This window comes from Streptococcus sp. V728 (assembly GCF_052077995.1).
Classification (GTDB): Bacteria; Bacillota; Bacilli; order Lactobacillales; family Streptococcaceae; genus Streptococcus; species Streptococcus infantis_B.
On record NZ_JBQJJH010000002.1, the window covers coordinates 647,068 to 661,934 of the forward strand.

At 40.4% G+C, this 14,867-nt stretch carries 14 protein-coding genes; 4 read left to right on the forward strand and 10 right to left on the reverse strand.

Annotated elements, in window-relative coordinates; all coding sequences use genetic code 11:
• Positions 1–6: 6 nt before the first annotated feature.
• On the reverse strand, positions 7–612 hold the full coding sequence (locus ACTO1Y_RS04485) for a nitroreductase family protein (RefSeq protein ID WP_441348502.1): 606 nt from the start codon (positions 610–612) through the stop codon (positions 7–9).
• A gap of 230 nt (positions 613–842) precedes the next feature.
• On the opposite strand from ACTO1Y_RS04485, the gene ACTO1Y_RS04490 reads away from it, so the two are divergent.
• The gene (locus ACTO1Y_RS04490) at positions 843–1,652 is read left to right on the forward strand and encodes an amino acid ABC transporter substrate-binding protein (RefSeq protein ID WP_441348503.1); all 810 of its coding nucleotides are present in this window, start codon (positions 843–845) and stop codon (positions 1,650–1,652) included.
• Between the two features lie 63 nt (positions 1,653–1,715).
• On the opposite strand, the gene ACTO1Y_RS04495 is transcribed toward ACTO1Y_RS04490, so the two are convergent.
• The 5 genes from ACTO1Y_RS04495 to zapA form a co-directional block, all read right to left on the reverse strand.
• Positions 1,716–2,549, reverse strand: coding sequence for a metallophosphoesterase family protein (locus ACTO1Y_RS04495; protein ID WP_441348504.1), 834 nt, complete (start codon positions 2,547–2,549; stop codon positions 1,716–1,718).
• A gap of 102 nt (positions 2,550–2,651) precedes the next feature.
• The gene (locus ACTO1Y_RS04500; RefSeq protein ID WP_441348505.1) at positions 2,652–3,548 is read right to left on the reverse strand and encodes a TDT family transporter; all 897 of its coding nucleotides are present in this window, start codon (positions 3,546–3,548) and stop codon (positions 2,652–2,654) included.
• 199 nt (positions 3,549–3,747) lie between these two features.
• The gene (locus ACTO1Y_RS04505; protein ID WP_441348506.1) at positions 3,748–6,084 is read right to left on the reverse strand and encodes an endonuclease MutS2; all 2,337 of its coding nucleotides are present in this window, start codon (positions 6,082–6,084) and stop codon (positions 3,748–3,750) included.
• A 109-nt stretch (positions 6,085–6,193) separates the two neighbouring features.
• The gene (locus tag ACTO1Y_RS04510; protein ID WP_006150346.1) at positions 6,194–6,742 is read right to left on the reverse strand and encodes a CvpA family protein; all 549 of its coding nucleotides are present in this window, start codon (positions 6,740–6,742) and stop codon (positions 6,194–6,196) included.
• Positions 6,739–7,041: a cell division protein ZapA gene (zapA, locus tag ACTO1Y_RS04515; protein ID WP_006150060.1), complete on the reverse strand. Its 303-nt coding sequence runs from the start codon at positions 7,039–7,041 to the stop codon at positions 6,739–6,741. Before zapA ends, ACTO1Y_RS04510 begins: the two co-directional genes overlap by 4 nt.
• Positions 7,042–7,127: 86 nt before the next feature.
• Here zapA and rnhC point away from each other — a divergent pair, with 86 nt between their 5' ends.
• The 3 genes from rnhC to recD2 all read left to right on the forward strand — a co-directional run bounded on the left by rnhC (position 7,128) and on the right by recD2 (position 11,084).
• A complete protein-coding gene (gene rnhC, locus ACTO1Y_RS04520; RefSeq protein WP_441348507.1) occupies positions 7,128–8,009 on the forward strand; it encodes a ribonuclease HIII in 882 nt (293 codons plus the stop codon).
• Positions 8,010–8,012: 3 nt separating this feature from the next.
• Positions 8,013–8,627, forward strand: a complete 615-nt coding sequence (gene lepB, locus ACTO1Y_RS04525) for a signal peptidase I (protein WP_025169989.1) — start codon at positions 8,013–8,015, stop codon at positions 8,625–8,627.
• Positions 8,628–8,717: 90 nt separating this feature from the next.
• Positions 8,718–11,084, forward strand: a complete 2,367-nt coding sequence (gene recD2, locus ACTO1Y_RS04530; RefSeq protein ID WP_006150395.1) for an SF1B family DNA helicase RecD2 — start codon at positions 8,718–8,720, stop codon at positions 11,082–11,084.
• Positions 11,085–11,131: 47 nt separating this feature from the next.
• Here the strand turns inward: recD2 and tig are convergent, their stop codons facing one another.
• From tig to liaF, 4 genes are all read right to left on the reverse strand, one after another.
• Positions 11,132–12,415: a trigger factor gene (gene tig, locus ACTO1Y_RS04535; RefSeq protein WP_006150120.1), complete on the reverse strand. Its 1,284-nt coding sequence runs from the start codon at positions 12,413–12,415 to the stop codon at positions 11,132–11,134.
• A 112-nt stretch (positions 12,416–12,527) separates the two neighbouring features.
• Positions 12,528–13,160, reverse strand: coding sequence for a response regulator transcription factor (locus ACTO1Y_RS04540; RefSeq protein WP_254726446.1), 633 nt, complete (start codon positions 13,158–13,160; stop codon positions 12,528–12,530).
• An 11-nt stretch (positions 13,161–13,171) separates the two neighbouring features.
• Complete coding sequence (locus tag ACTO1Y_RS04545) at positions 13,172–14,170, reverse strand: sensor histidine kinase (protein WP_006150180.1); 999 nt, start codon at positions 14,168–14,170, stop codon at positions 13,172–13,174.
• Positions 14,167–14,865, reverse strand: coding sequence for a cell wall-active antibiotics response protein LiaF (gene liaF, locus ACTO1Y_RS04550; protein WP_303943475.1), 699 nt, complete (start codon positions 14,863–14,865; stop codon positions 14,167–14,169). The genes ACTO1Y_RS04545 and liaF overlap by 4 nt, the downstream gene beginning before the upstream one ends.
• Positions 14,866–14,867 lie beyond the last annotated feature (2 nt).

Sequence of the window (14,867 nt, forward strand, 5' to 3'; positions counted from 1 at the left end):
TTCTCCCTATCTCTTCTCGATAATTTCATCTACTGGCAAGCGGTAGCTTGGTTCTAACTTCTCGTCTGTGTAACCCACTGTTATCAAAAGTTCTGGACGGAAACGTTCTTCGATTTCCAAGACTTCATTGGCTTTTGATTTGTCAAAACCAAGGATAATGTTTGAACCAATTCCCTGGTCAGTCAGTGCAAGGACCAAGTTCATAGCTACTAGTCCTGCATTAAGGGCCAAGTAGTCGCTGACTTGTTGGTCGCTGTAACGTGCGTACTCAGCTGGAAGATTCTTCATAAAGTATTGAAGTTGCTCTTCTGAGAAATTATTGGCACCACCAGTACGGGCAATCTTGCGGGCGCGTTTGGCTAAGTCTGTATCTGTAAACAAGGCAATGGTTACAGGTGCAGATGCTACTTGCTCATAGTTTGAACCGTAAGCCAATTTTGCTAGTTCAGCATTTTTCTCACGAACCACGACGAATTTCCAAGGCTGGCTGTTGTGGGCACTTGGTGCCAAGGTTGCGATTTCAATAGCTGTACGAACATCCTTCGGATCGACAGGTTTATCAATAAAATGCTTAGTCGCATGACGTTTTTTATTTAACTCAAGAAATTTCATAAGCAAGTTCCTTTTCTATTTCTACTGCTTCCATTTTACCACATTCTGAAAGAGCTTGCAGAGATTTTTCATTGGCGGAATAAATTATCTTATCTTATCTGCTTTGAATTTTAGATTATAGACTCAAACCGGAAATTATAATATTTTTCTATCACGTCCATAAAAAATATATATTGGCTATTTGATCGATTGTCTGGTAAGCTAGAAAGCATTAAGTAAAGGAGACTCTTATGAAAAAATTATTCTTATTATTTGCTATTAGTCCCTTGTTGGTTGCCTGCGGACAATCTAAACAAGAAAGTACTTCTACTTCCACTTCTAGTCCTAAAACCATTGTCGTAGCAACTGCCGGAGACATCCCACCTTTTGACTTTGAAAAAGATGGAAATCTGACTGGATATGATGTTGAAGTTTTAAAAGCAGTCGATGAAAAACTAGACCAATACAAGATTGAATTCCAAAAAACAGCCTGGGAAAGTATCTTCCCTGGATTGGATGCTGGCCGTTACCAAGCTGCTGCAAACAACTTGAGCTATACCAAAGAGAGAGCAGATAAATACCTCTACTCACTACCTATCGCTAAAAATCCTTTGGTTCTTGTAAGCAGAAAAGACAAGGCTCTTACTTCTCTCCAAGACATCGCTGGTAAAACAACTCAGGATGATACAGGAACTTCTACTGCCAAAGTCGTTACAGACTGGAATCAAAGCCACTCCGACAATCCTGCAACCATCCAATACTCTGGTGAGGATGTCGCTAAACGTCTGACTGACCTCGCCAATGGTGAGTTTGATTTCCTAATCTTTGATAAAATCTCTGTTCAAAAGATTATCCAAGACCGAGGTTTAGACTTGAACGTAGTCGACTTGGAAAGCAATGATAATCCAAACAACTACATCATCTTCTCAAGTGACCAAAAAGAATTTAAAGACCAATTTGACAAGGTCCTTAAAGAACTCTACCAAGACGGAACCCTTGAAAAACTCAGCAAAACCTATCTCGGTGGTTCTTACCTACCGGACCAATCTCAATTACAATAAGATATATTAAAAACGATTGACTAGTCCAATCGTTTTTTTAGTATTTGTTCGTTAAAGCAACTCTTACAAAAAATCAAAATAGTTTTTGACATCCTCGACATATCCATATTTTTCATTAAGACTAGCTAGCAAGTCTCTGTTATGGCCTTGGTAATTGTCTTCTCGTCGCAACTCTTCATACATTTCGATAAAAGGAAGTCCTTTTTCCTTGGCTGATTCTAACTCTGCTTCATAATCATAGACAACTTTACGAAATTGGATATTGACCAATTCACCATTTTCAACTTCAAGTAAGGCATACTGGGCTCGGTGATTTTTTAGCCCTTCCCAGTCAAAATAAGGCATACCAATCGAACCTGGATTAATGATTTGTTGACCTTGACTACCATAACGTAGAAGTTGTTTATGGACATGCCCATAGACGGCTACATCAGTAGTTTCATCAAGTAGCTGGTCAAATTTTTCGGTATTATTTTCAACCAGCAAATCACCACCATAATTTTTCTCAGGTAAATTATGTGAAAGAGAAAAGCGCAAGCCTTCTACTTCTTTCTTGGCTACCATAGGTAGCTTTCTAAACCAATCAATATACTCTGGCTTTAGGTCCTCCATCAGATACTGGGTCAATCGCATAAGCTGGATTTCTTGGGGATCCTCTAAACCATATTGCCCATCTAAAGCCTCTAAAACACAATCATCCCAGTTTCCTCGAACGCATGCTGTAAGGGGTAGGTCCTTCAAAAGATCCACCAAGTCATTTGCTCCCGGCCCAGGAAGAAAAATATCTCCCAAGAGCCAATATTCAGTTGCTCCCAACTTTTTAGCGTCCTCAAGCACTCCAGCTAAGGCGGTCGTGTTGCCATGAATGTCTGATAAAATTGCAATCTTATGGTTCATTTTTCACACTCTCTTTATTAGTATTTATTTATTCTAGCTATCCCTTACACCGTTATAGGTCTGCACCTTTCTTCATTTCACTTCTCAGTGCTAGGGGTTTTGTTATTTTCTTAAATATCTCACATATTCTACTAAAACGTAGACAAGGATTGTTAAACAAATGATCGTTTCTAACCAAACGAGGAGGTTAAGGGCTGGAAACTGTAGGATGCCCTGGGCCATTTTCAAGGAAGTTGCCGTGATAATAGTTGGGAAAGTTAGGGCTGAAAAGGCTGGTTGGAAGCCCTGTTTTAAAATCCTTGATAAGCGACTAAGAACAAAGAAAAAGAAAGTCTGAGATGCAAGGACCATGACCAGCAAAATCCAGCTAGGAAGGTCTGGACCTCCTATCCGAACTAGTGCTGCTAAAAGGAGAGAAAATGGAGCACAATAGATCCCTTCTTGCCCTAGTAAAGCCAGTGGTAATGGATTTCTTTTCAAATCTTGATAAATGAGAGGATAAAGGATAAGGGTTAAGATAAAACCAAAAATCCAAGCTCCATAGGCAATCCCAACTATCCCCACTACTGGGTAAGTCAAACTTGCCACTGCGATTCCCACATAAAGAACCGTCCAACTCGGCGTTGCGCTCGTCCTTGGTTTAGCTTGTACGTAATTAATAGTAAAGTAGATGATTAAGCCTACATCCAGTAGAAAGGCAAACCACCAGAGAACCTGCGCAATGAAGTTCAAGCTAACTGGTAGAATCCGTAGCAAATAGGTCGATAAAATCATCCCTGCCATGGGAAAAGTCGCCATGCCTGATAAAAGAGGGGCTTTCTTCAACTCTTGCTTACTTTCTTGCCAATCACGAAAATGACTATATAGAAAATAAAACCATAGAATCAAGCCTGACAAACTAAGCAAATGAGAAAGAAATGGGAAGGTATCTAAGATAAGATTTCCTGCACCAGCTAATCCCAATAAGCAACCTGAAAAGGCTAAGGGGAGTTTCTTCATGCTAACCTCCGAAAATAACGTTACTATCAGTATAGCATAATTAAAGCTCAGCTAGACAAGCCTTCATCAATTTTTTTTTGGCTATAAAACGATTGTCCCCTTTTAAAATACTCACTAACAATAATGATTAAAATAAATTCATCAAAAAAGTACCTATCACTTGATAGGTACTCTTTTGACATTTCATTCTATAGCTTGGTTAGCCTTTAAAGGTAACGATAGTCGCTCCAGAACCACCTGCATTTTGTGGTGCATAACCAAAGCTCTTTACCTGCTTGTTTCTTTGGAGGTACTTAGTTACACCTTCACGGATAACTCCTGTACCGATACCATGGATGATATCTACTTGGGCCATATTGTTGAGCAGAGCTTGGTCGATAAAGGCGTCTAAGGCTTCCATAGCTTCCTCGTAGCGTTTGCCACGAAGGTCTAGTCGAGCTTGCGGCCCTTTGCCACCTGCACGTTTAACCACGTTGACTTGTTTCTTCTTAACTGGTGCTTCTTGCTGAGCTTGTACCAAGTCAAACTCTTTTTCCTCAAGCGTCATCTTAATCAAGCCAACCTGAGCTTCCCAACGACCATCCTTGAGTTGATTGGTCAAGGTACCTCGTTGACCATAGCTTAAAACGATGATATCATCCCCAACTTTTGTAGCTCGTTTTTTCTTGGCTTTTTGAAGGACCTTATTTTTAGAAAGATCAACTTTTTCAGGTGCTAACTTCTTGAGTTTGGCCTTGGCTTCGATAATTTCATGTGGTTTTAGTTGAGATTTACTGTGAAGATTTTTAAGAATATCATCACTTTCAGCCAGAGCCAATTCAACGATTTCAGCAGCTTGCTCACGCGCCTTATTGAGTTCTGTTTCTTTCTCACGATTGAGTTCATTGTAGAGTTTTTTAAGCGCGCGGTTCATCTTGAGGTTTTCTTGCTCAACTTGGCGAATATTCTCAAGACGTTTGCGGCTTTCAAGTGTCTGCTCTTCCAATTGCTCAATAATGCGATTGACATCATTGTCTTGATTAATCTGCTTGCTAGCGTCACCTACGATGACATCTGACAATCCTAGACGTTTAGCAATCTCAAAGGCATTGCTTCGACCAGGAACCCCTTGCATAAAACGATAGGTTGGGCGCAAGCTTGCTATATCAAACTCCATGCTGGCATTTTGAACATAGGCAGTTTCAATTCCGTAGGCCTTGAGTTCAGGATAATGAGTGGTTGCCATAGTCTTGACCTGACGCAAACGCAAGTCTTCTAAGATAGACATGGCAAGGGCTGCACCTTCCTGAGGATCCGTTCCTGCTCCAAGCTCATCCAGTAACAAGAGCGAGTTTTGGTTGACTTTCCCAAGAATATCAACGATATTGGTCATATGACTAGAGAAGGTTGAGAGACTTTGCTCGATGGATTGTTCATCTCCAATATCGGCAAAAATCTCCTCGAAAATCCCTACACGACTGCCATTATCGGCTAGAATTGGCAGCCCAGACTGGGCCATGACTTGCGTCAATCCTAAGGTTTTTAGCATGATGGTCTTACCACCCGTATTAGGACCGGTGATGACGATAGCTGTCAAATCCTTCCCAAAGTGCACATCATTTGCGACAGCATTCTTCACCAAAGGATGGCGAACATGAAGGAGTTGGATTTCCTGTTCCTCAGAGACTTGAGGGACCACTGCTCCGGTCTCTTGGATAAAACGCACCTTAGCGCGAATCAAGTCTAAACGCCCAATAATCCAGGCATCATTGGCAATTTCAGCCGCATGCGGTCTCACTCGTTCAGAGAGTTCTTGAAGGATACGCATCATCTCATAGCGTTCATCTGCACGAAGACTAGCAATTTCCTCACTTAACTTAACTACTTCACGAGGTTCGATATAAACAGTGTTCCCACTGGCAGAAATATCGTGAACGACCCCAGCAATCTTATTCCGATAGGTATTTTTAACTGGAAGAACTTGACGACCATTTCTACTAGCGACAATACCTTCTGTCAACATCTGCGACTTCTGCTTGAGAAGGTCTTGCAAGACATCACGAACTTGGCTCTCACTATCATGGATTTTCCGGCGGATTCGTGCGAGTTCTTCACTCGCAAAATTCTCAATAAATCCAGCTTCGTTGATGGCTTGAAGGTTTCCTTGCAGATGTGGGAAATCATGAAGTTTCTCAAACCAATTTGCTAGGTGATCCAAGCGTACATTTTCAAGATTGTCATAGAAGTTTTTCAATTCACGACTGGCAAATATGACACGTTTGAGAAGGAGAAATTCCTCGATATTAAGGTCAGCCCCCATCTCCAAACGTTTGCAGGTTGCAGCAATATCTTTTGTTGCTGAAATGCTGAAGTGAGGATGCTCCACAAAAAGCTCCTGCATCTCCTGCATCTCTGCAAAAGCTTGTTTTATCTTGTCACCTTTATCCGTTGGAGTAAGTTCTTTTAACTGCTCTAGTCCCTGCTCCGTCAAAAGATGGGGTTCAAATAGAGCTTTGACCTTGTTAAATTCTAACGTTTCTAGTATTTTTGTATTCATTTCATTTCCTTAGTAAAAAAGTTATGGCTTTTTGTCATTTTCAAGTTTTTAAATCAATCTCTTACTTTTGAAATTGTAAACAAAAGGCTAGGAATAGTTCCCGCCCTTTTTATCCGATTAATTTGGTAACCCAAAGCTGCTTAATCAAACTGGTTGTGAATGGAATGCTTTGGATGATATGTCTAGCTACAAAGCTATTCTCAAGTGAATTTTGAACAATTTGTAATGGTACAGTCGCGAGGATCGTTAGCATCATCTGAAGGACAAATAAGGTTACTCCGACTGATAGAACACCCGCACCGATACGGTAGTATTTCCCATCAAGTATCTTAGTTGGCACCAGGTTTACAAAAAGACCAAGCAAACGACTGATGCAATAAAAGACTGTAAAGGCCAAGAGGAAACCGATACCCGCATAAAAAACCTTATCCAATTGGAAGAGTTGATTGGATGGGAAAAAGAAGGTACCCTGTCCTTCCTGAGGATTAGCATATGGGATTAGTAAGTTGAACTTCTGTCCTAAAGACTGGTAAGACTTGCTTGCAAAATAAGCAGAGACAATCGTTGCCACAAGATAAAATCCTTGTAATACGATTCCTCTGCGATAGCCAATATAAAAGCTCCAAGCAAGGATTAATAAGAGAAGGATAGAAATCATAGGGAATCCTCAATCTTACTCTGCTCCTGTTTAGCCGCAACCACCTTATAACGGAGCGATTCTAATTCTTGCTCCTTGTCATCAAACTCAATCTCACGGCTAAGCTGGGTAGATAGGCAGTTAACTGCTAAGAGGATAGCTATTGTCTCATCATCAGCTCCAGGCATTTGTTCTTTAATTGCTTCATATTTTTCCGTCGCAACCTTGGCAATCTCCTCCATAAAAAGATTGTCATGTTCAGTTGTCAGCGTTAATGTTTTTTTCCCAAATGTAAACTTGAATCGATTTAAATTTGCCATAAAATTCACCTCACGATATTATACCAAATTTCACTAAATTTGTCAGTTTTAACCAATTCTACTGCTTTTATGGTACAATAGAGACTATGGCAAGTATCACATTAATACCGAGTGAAAAAGAAATTCAAGCTTTTGTCCAAAAGCATGAACAAGCCCTCGCTCCAAGTAAAAATCCTTATATTCGCTACTTTTTCAAGTTTCCTCAAGCCAGTATTTCCATCTATACATCTGGAAAAGTTCTCTTGCAAGGTGAAGCCGCTGAAAACTATGCCAGCTTTTTTGGGTATCAAGTAGCACAAGTTACTAGCGGGCAAGATTTCCCTTTGATCGGAACAGATGAGGTCGGAAATGGTTCCTACTTCGGTGGTCTAGCTGTAGTGGCATCCTTTGTAACTCCTGACCAGCATGATTTTTTACGAAAACTAGGAGTTGGGGATTCTAAAACACTGACAGATCAAAAGATTCGTCAACTGGCTCCCATTTTGAAGGAAAAAATCCAACATCAGGCACTACTACTTTCTCCAAGCAAGTATAACGAAGTGATTGGTGAGCGCTACAATGCTGTTTCTGTCAAGGTAGCTCTTCATAATCAAGCAATTTTTCTCCTCCTTCAAAAGGGATTTGAGCCAGAAAAGATTGTTATTGATGCCTTTACGAGTACTCAAAACTATGAGAAGTACTTAAAAAATGAAGCCAATCATTTCTCAAATCCAGTTACACTTGAGGAAAAAGCTGAAGGTAAGTACTTAGCTGTCGCGGTTAGCTCTATCATTGCGCGTGATCTCTTTCTAGAAAATCTTGAAAATCTAGGACGAGAACTTGGTTTTCAACTTCCAAGCGGGGCTGGAACGGCTTCTGATAAGATAGCTAGCCAAGTCCTTCAAGCTTACGGTATGCAGGGACTCAACTTCTGCGCCAAACTACACTTTAAAAATACTGAAAAAGCAAAAAAAATGCTAGAAAGGTAAATTATGAAATACATTATAAATTTTTTAAAAGAATGGGGAGTTATCATTCTACTTATCGCACTAGTAGGGCTTAGTCGTCTCTTTCTCTGGAGTAATGTGCGTGTAGAAGGACACTCAATGGACCCTACTCTAGCAGATGGAGAAATCCTCTTTGTGGTTAAACATCTCCCAATCAATCGTTTTGATATTGTGGTTGCTCATGAGGATGAGGGAAATAAAGATATTGTAAAGCGGGTAATCGGGTTACCGGGTGATACTATTCGTTATGAAAATGATAAGCTTTATATCAATGGACAAGAAACCGATGAACCTTATCTAGCAGAGTATCTTAAACGCTTTAAGGAGGATAAACTCCAATCTACCTATACTGGCGATAGTTGGGATGGAAAAAAAGGCGAGTACTTCAGAAGTCTTGCTGAAAAAGCTCAAGCATTCACCTTAGATGTAAATTACAACACTAGCTTCACCTTCACTGTTCCAGAGGGGCAATACCTCCTACTTGGTGATGACCGTCTGGTATCTAGTGATAGCCGACATGTTGGTACTTTTAAAGCAAAAGATATCATTGGAGAGGCAAAATTCCGTTTTTGGCCACTCAAACGTATCGGAACAGTTTAAAAATATTAAGAGGCCGAGAATACTAATCTCAGCCTCTTCTCATTCTATTTTGAATGATATGATTTTCATTCATGAATGTAAAGGAATTATATGGAAGTCTATTTTACAGGTACGATTGAACGTATTATTTTTGAAAATGTCAGTAATTTTTATCGTATTCTTCTCCTTGATATCGAAGATACCAATGCTGAGGACTTTGATGATTTCGAGATCATTGTTACAGGGACCATGGCTGATGTCATCGAGGGAGAGGAATACACTTTTTGGGGGCAGATTGTCCAACACTCCAAATACGGAGAACAACTACAAATTACCCGTTATGAAAGAGCAAAACCGACTAGCAAGGGCTTGGTCAAGTATTTCTCAAGTAGCCACTTCAAAGGAATTGGTCTCAAAATTGCTCAAAAGATTGTGGAACTCTACGGAGAAAATACCATTGATGAAATCCTGGAGCATCCTGAGAAACTCGAAACCATCTCAGGACTATCTTCTAAAAGTCGTGAGACCTTCGTTTCTACACTTCGTCTCAACTACGGAACTGAGATGGTCTTGGCCAAGCTTGCAAACTACGGGATTCCTAATAAATTAGCTATTCAAATCCAGGATACCTATAAAGAGGAAACCATCGATATCGTTGAAAATTATCCTTATCAGTTGGTAGAAGATATCAAGGGTTTGGGCTTTACCATCGCTGACCAATTAGCACAGGAATTGGGGATTGAGAGTCAGGCACCTGAACGCTTTCGAGCAGGTCTTGTTCATAGCCTTTTAAATGCTTGTATGGAAAGCGGGGATACTTATGTTGAAGCAAGAGATCTATTAGAAAAAACTCTAACCCTACTTGAATCCTCACGACCTGTTGAACTGGAGCCCAGTCAGCTTGCACAAGAATTATCCAATCTCATTGAAGAAGAAAAAGTTCAGCAGGTTGATACGAAAATCTTTGATAACAGTCTCTTTTTCGCTGAAGAAGGAATCCACAATCACCTCATTCGGATCCTTGAAAAAGAAGAACCCAATAAACATGAAATAGAAATCATACAGGGTCATATCGCAACTGTTGAAGAAGAATTAGGCATTCAATACGATGCCATTCAAAAACAGGCTATCTGCGACGCTATCCAAAACAAGGTCTTTATCCTGACAGGTGGACCTGGTACAGGTAAGACCACTGTTATCAATGGGATTATTGGTGTTTATTCTCTATTAGAGGGTCTCGACCTTAGAAAGAAAAGCAGTCTACCGATTCTCCTTGCTGCTCCAACTGGTCGTGCAGCACGTCGCATGAATGAGTTGACAGGCTTGCCTAGTGCAACGATTCACCGCCACTTGGGTATGACTGGAGACGACGATACCAGTCATTTGGAGGATTATCTAGATGCTGATTTTATCATTGTAGACGAGTTCTCTATGGTGGATACCTGGCTTGCCAATCAACTCTTCTCCAATATCTCCTCTAATAGTAAAATTCTCATCGTTGGAGATAATGACCAGTTGCCATCGGTTAGTCCTGGTCAAGTTCTTGCTGACTTACTCCAAATTTCAAGTATCCCTCAAACACGCTTGGAAAGAATCTACCGTCAGAGTGAAGAATCAACCATTGTCACCCTTGCTAGCCAAATTCGTCAAGGAATTTTGCCTGCAGATTTCACTCATAAAAAAGCAGATCGTTCCTACTTTGAAATCGCTAGTAGCCATATCCCTGCGACCATTGAAAAAATCCTTGATGCTGCTATCAGAAATGGTATTCCCGCTCGTGATATCCAAGTTCTAGCGCCTATGTATCGTGGTACAGCAGGGATTGATGCCATCAATCAACTCATGCAAGAACTGCTCAATCCTCTTCAAAAGGGGCAGTTTAGTTTTGAGGCAAGTCAGTTTCATTATCGCACAGGCGATAAGGTCATTCATCTCGTTAACGACGCAGAAGTCAATGTCTTTAATGGAGATTTAGGTTATATCACAGATCTGATTCCTGGAAAATACACTGAATCCAAGCAAGATGAAATTGTCATCGATTTTGATGGCAATGAGATCTCCTATCCTCGAAATGAATGGTACAAGATTCGCCTCGCCTATGCTATGAGTATCCATAAATCTCAGGGTAGTGAGTTTCCAGTTGTGATTTTACCGATTACCAGTGCTAGCAAGCGCATGCTGGAGCGCAATCTCATCTACACTGCTATCACTCGTGCCAAAAGCAAGCTCATCCTACTTGGTGAACTGCAGGCCTTTGATTATGCGACCAAACACATTGGAACAGCTCGCAAGACCTATCTGATTGAACGTTTCAGCGACTTAACTGAAAGCTCTGAAGAAGCAAATAAGCCTATTCTTGAACCCACTGATCAGACTGATTCTCAGCAATCCTACATTCTGACCGAAGAAAACTGGACCAGTATTCCAGCTATGATTGGAATTAGCCAGGATGATCTTCAAGAATTTTTCGGAAAATAAAGCACAAGAAAGCCCACCGAATCCGGTGGGCTTTTTATCTTTTCAGATTATTTTACTGTTGCAGTGCTTGTGATCAATTCAACAGCTTTTTTGATTGTGATATCGTGTTTCAACATATCAGCTGAAAGCAAGCTTTGTACTTGAGCAACTTCCATGTTGTAGTCTGCAGCCAATTGCTCGATTTCTTTTTGGATTTCTTCTTCAGTAGCGTCAAATCCTTCAGCTTTCGCAACAGCTTCGATTACAAGGTTAGTCTTCGTACGTGACTCAGCTTCTGCTTCGTATTGTTTGTGAAGGTCTTCTTGAGTAGTTCCAGTGATTTGGAAGTACATGTCAGGGTTGATACCTTGACGTTGCAAGTTGCCAAGGAATTCATTTACTGAACGGTGAACTTCTTCGTGGATCATTTCTTCTGGAAGCTCAACGATTTCAGCATTTTCTACAGCTTTATCGATTGCTGCACCTTCAACGGCATCTTTGTATGCTTCTTCTTTAGCAGCAGCCAATTCTTTGCGGTATTTTTCTTTCAATTCGTCAAGAGTTTCAACTTCTTCGTCGATGTCTTTTGCAAGTTCATCGTCAAGAGCTGGAACTTCTTTAGCTTTTACTTCGTGGATAGTTGTTACGAATTTAGCTTCTTTACCTGCAAGATCTTCTGCTTGGTAGTCTTCTGGGAATGTTACGATAACGTCAACAGTTTCACCAGCTGAATGTCCAACCAATTGGTCTTCAAATCCAGGGATGAATTGTCCTGAACCAAGTCCAAGTGAGAAGTTTTCACCTTTTCCACCGTCAAATTCAACACCGTCGATAGAACCAACGAAGTCGATAACAACAGTGTCGCCTTCTTCAGCAGCACCATCTTTGATTACCAACTCAGCCAAGTTGTTGCGTTCACGTTCGATACGTGCATCTACATCGGCGTCAGTTACTTCTTTATCTACATCAACTGAAACTTCAAGGTTTTTGTATTCACCCAATTTAACTTCAGGTTTTGTAACAACTTCTGCAGTAATAACCCAGTCTTGACCTTTTTCCATAGAAGTTACGTCAATTTTTGGTTGAGCAACTACTTCAAGACCAGCTTCTTTAACAGCTGCTTCATAAGCATCTGGCAAAAGAGCGTTCATTGCATCTTGGTAAAGTGCTTCTTCACCAAATTTTTGGTCGAAGATAGGACGTGGAAGGTGACCTTTACGGAAACCTGGAACGTTAAGAGTTTTCTTTACTGAGTTAAATACACGGTCCAATTCTGGTTTGATTTGGTCTTGAGAGATAGTAAAAGTCAAGACACCACGGTTTGTTTCTTTGTTTTCAAATGATACAGACATTCTGTCATTTCTCCTTAAAATTTTTAATACAGTCCATTATACCATATAGTAGCGAATTTTTTCAAGTAATGGATGCGCTTTTCATCCATGCTTAAGTTACATCATAGCTTCCTTAAAATTCGTCAGGACCTACCAGGTGATGCTGAAAGGCGTAAACGGCTACCTGGGTACGGTCACTAACCTGAAGTTTAGCAAGAATGTTCGAAACATGAGTTTTAACAGTCTTTAGGGAGATAAAAAGCTCATCTGCAATACGCTGATTTTCATAGCCTTTAGCGATTAGTTGAAGGACATCTCGTTCACGAGCTGTCAGATCTTCATGTAGTTCGACGTGATTACGGTGGTATTCTACCTTCTTGCTCACCTCTTGTTCAATAGCAAACTCACCAGCTGCTACCTTACGAACAGCGTGCAGCAACTCATCTGCGCTCGAAGTCTTGAGCATATAACCCCTAGCCCCAGCATTCAAGACCGGCATAATTTTTTCATTGTCTAGGTAAGAAGTCACGATCAAGATTTTAGCCTCTGGCCATTCTTTGAGAATAGCTAGTGTTGCATCAATCCCGTTGACTTCAGGCATGACAATATCCATGACAATCACATCAGGACGGAGTTCCAAGGCCATGGAAACCCCTTCTGCTCCATTGGTTGCTTCTCCTACAACCTCTACATCATCTTGTAATTCAAAATAACTTTTTAAACCCAGACGCACCATTTGGTGGTCATCTACCAATAATAGTTTCATCTTACTTCCTCTTATTTATCCAAATCAAGCAAAGGAATGCGAATATCCACTGCTAAACCTTGCTTGGGAGCTGTTAATAATTGTATAGTCCCAGCCATATCTTCTACACGTTCTTTGATATTCCGTAAACCATAGCTCAGTTCGTCTCCATCATCTAGTTGAAAACCGCGCCCATTGTCTGCCACCTTCAACTGCAATTCCGTTTCCGTTTGATAAAGGTAAACATCCAGACAAGAAGCCTGCGCATGCCGAAGGGTATTACTAATCAATTCTTGGACAATACGGAAAATATGCTCTTCTATCTTTTTAGGTAATGCAGTTACCTGATATTTAAAGCTTACCTTCAGATCACTTTTTTCTTCTAGTTCTTTGAGGAGTATCTGAATCCCCTCCACCAAACTCTTTTGTTCCAGTTCAATAGGACGCAAATGCAAGAGTAGAATACGCAAATCTCTCTGGGCTGTCTCCAAAATAGCAGTCACACTCTGAAGCTGAGTTTGCATCTTTTCTCTATCTAATTTCGAAGCTTGTTGACTGAGTCCTGATAACATCATATGGGCAGCAAAAATTTCTTGGCTAACCGTATCATGCAAGTCACGCGCAATTCTCTTGCGCTCCTTTTCAACTATCTCTTCTTCTTTGACTAAGGCCTGATTGTCTGCTTTTTGAATAGCTTCTGTCAACAAACCAAGCTTTCCTGACAAGTTTCTAAAACTTGCGTCTAAATCTGCATCTCCAAGACTTTTAATATCTTTGCCAGCTAGCAGACGTTTAAGATTTGCTTGGATTCTTCTTCTTGAAATTTCATCAACCATTGTCCAAAATAGGACCAATAAGAAAGCAAGGGCAAGACTAAACATCAAAGCTAGAAATAGGACTTTTTCTGTCTTTTCTAAATCTTGGAAGAGAGAAGTCCACTCCAAATCTAAGACCTTAAAAATGCTTCGAAATAGAAAAGCAACAAAGAGAAATGAGGTGAGTCCAATTAAAATATAGGGTTGCTTTTTCATCCTCTCACCACCTCAACATCTCCAACCATGGTTGTCAAAAGAATCTTAACACTCTTAGGACTCTTGAGATAATCTCTCGTTTCTTGATGGAATTGTTCATTGCGCAAAGCTCGCTTAGGCTGGTCAAAGAAGGTTAAATCTCCATACAAAGAATTAACACTGAGGCTGACTTCTACATCCACTGGTACAATAATTCTGGTTGTGCCTATTAATTTTCTCAAGATGATGACATTATCATGATTGCTCAAAATCACGTGCTCTAGATGAATGGTATCTTTTCCCATAAGACGAAAAAGATTGATATCATCAAAGCGGCAAGTCTGGTAGCTTGAGAAGTGATGAAGGTTCCCAAACCAGCGATTTTTCTCCCTCTTTACCGTCACTACTTCTTCAAAAATCAGATTGGTATCTTCTTTTTCTTGGTTCATCATAGGATAAAGTAAGAATAGGCTGTAAATCAGAGCCATAAAAACAGCTAGAATGACAAAGGGATTGAGCATGATGATAAAGAAAAATAGGATGCTCACTGCCACTAATATGAAGTTATTACCCTGTCTTCCAGTATAGTATCGAATCAGCAGTAAAAACAAGAGCAAGATCAGCAGAAAACGGGAAAAATGCTCTGATACCATCATAATCAGAGCTCCTGTCAATAAACAAGCTTCAATAAATAGAAAAATTTGAAATTTTCTCATGT

Excerpts from the sequence above, each read along its gene's own strand:
- ACTO1Y_RS04485 (WP_441348502.1), bottom strand. The coding sequence starts at position 612 with ATGAAATTTCTTGAGTTAAATAAAAAACGTCATGCGACTAAGCATTTT.
- ACTO1Y_RS04490 (WP_441348503.1), top strand. The coding sequence starts at position 843 with ATGAAAAAATTATTCTTATTATTTGCTATTAGTCCCTTGTTGGTTGCC.
- ACTO1Y_RS04495 (WP_441348504.1), bottom strand. The coding sequence starts at position 2,549 with ATGAACCATAAGATTGCAATTTTATCAGACATTCATGGCAACACGACC.
- ACTO1Y_RS04500 (WP_441348505.1), bottom strand. The coding sequence starts at position 3,548 with ATGAAGAAACTCCCCTTAGCCTTTTCAGGTTGCTTATTGGGATTAGCT.
- ACTO1Y_RS04505 (WP_441348506.1), bottom strand. The coding sequence starts at position 6,084 with ATGAATACAAAAATACTAGAAACGTTAGAATTTAACAAGGTCAAAGCT.
- ACTO1Y_RS04510 (WP_006150346.1), bottom strand. The coding sequence starts at position 6,742 with ATGATTTCTATCCTTCTCTTATTAATCCTTGCTTGGAGCTTTTATATT.
- zapA (WP_006150060.1), bottom strand. The coding sequence starts at position 7,041 with ATGGCAAATTTAAATCGATTCAAGTTTACATTTGGGAAAAAAACATTA.
- rnhC (WP_441348507.1), top strand. The coding sequence starts at position 7,128 with ATGGCAAGTATCACATTAATACCGAGTGAAAAAGAAATTCAAGCTTTT.
- lepB (WP_025169989.1), top strand. The coding sequence starts at position 8,013 with ATGAAATACATTATAAATTTTTTAAAAGAATGGGGAGTTATCATTCTA.
- recD2 (WP_006150395.1), top strand. The coding sequence starts at position 8,718 with ATGGAAGTCTATTTTACAGGTACGATTGAACGTATTATTTTTGAAAAT.
- tig (WP_006150120.1), bottom strand. The coding sequence starts at position 12,415 with ATGTCTGTATCATTTGAAAACAAAGAAACAAACCGTGGTGTCTTGACT.
- ACTO1Y_RS04540 (WP_254726446.1), bottom strand. The coding sequence starts at position 13,160 with ATGAAACTATTATTGGTAGATGACCACCAAATGGTGCGTCTGGGTTTA.
- ACTO1Y_RS04545 (WP_006150180.1), bottom strand. The coding sequence starts at position 14,170 with ATGAAAAAGCAACCCTATATTTTAATTGGACTCACCTCATTTCTCTTT.
- liaF (WP_303943475.1), bottom strand. The coding sequence starts at position 14,865 with ATGAGAAAATTTCAAATTTTTCTATTTATTGAAGCTTGTTTATTGACA.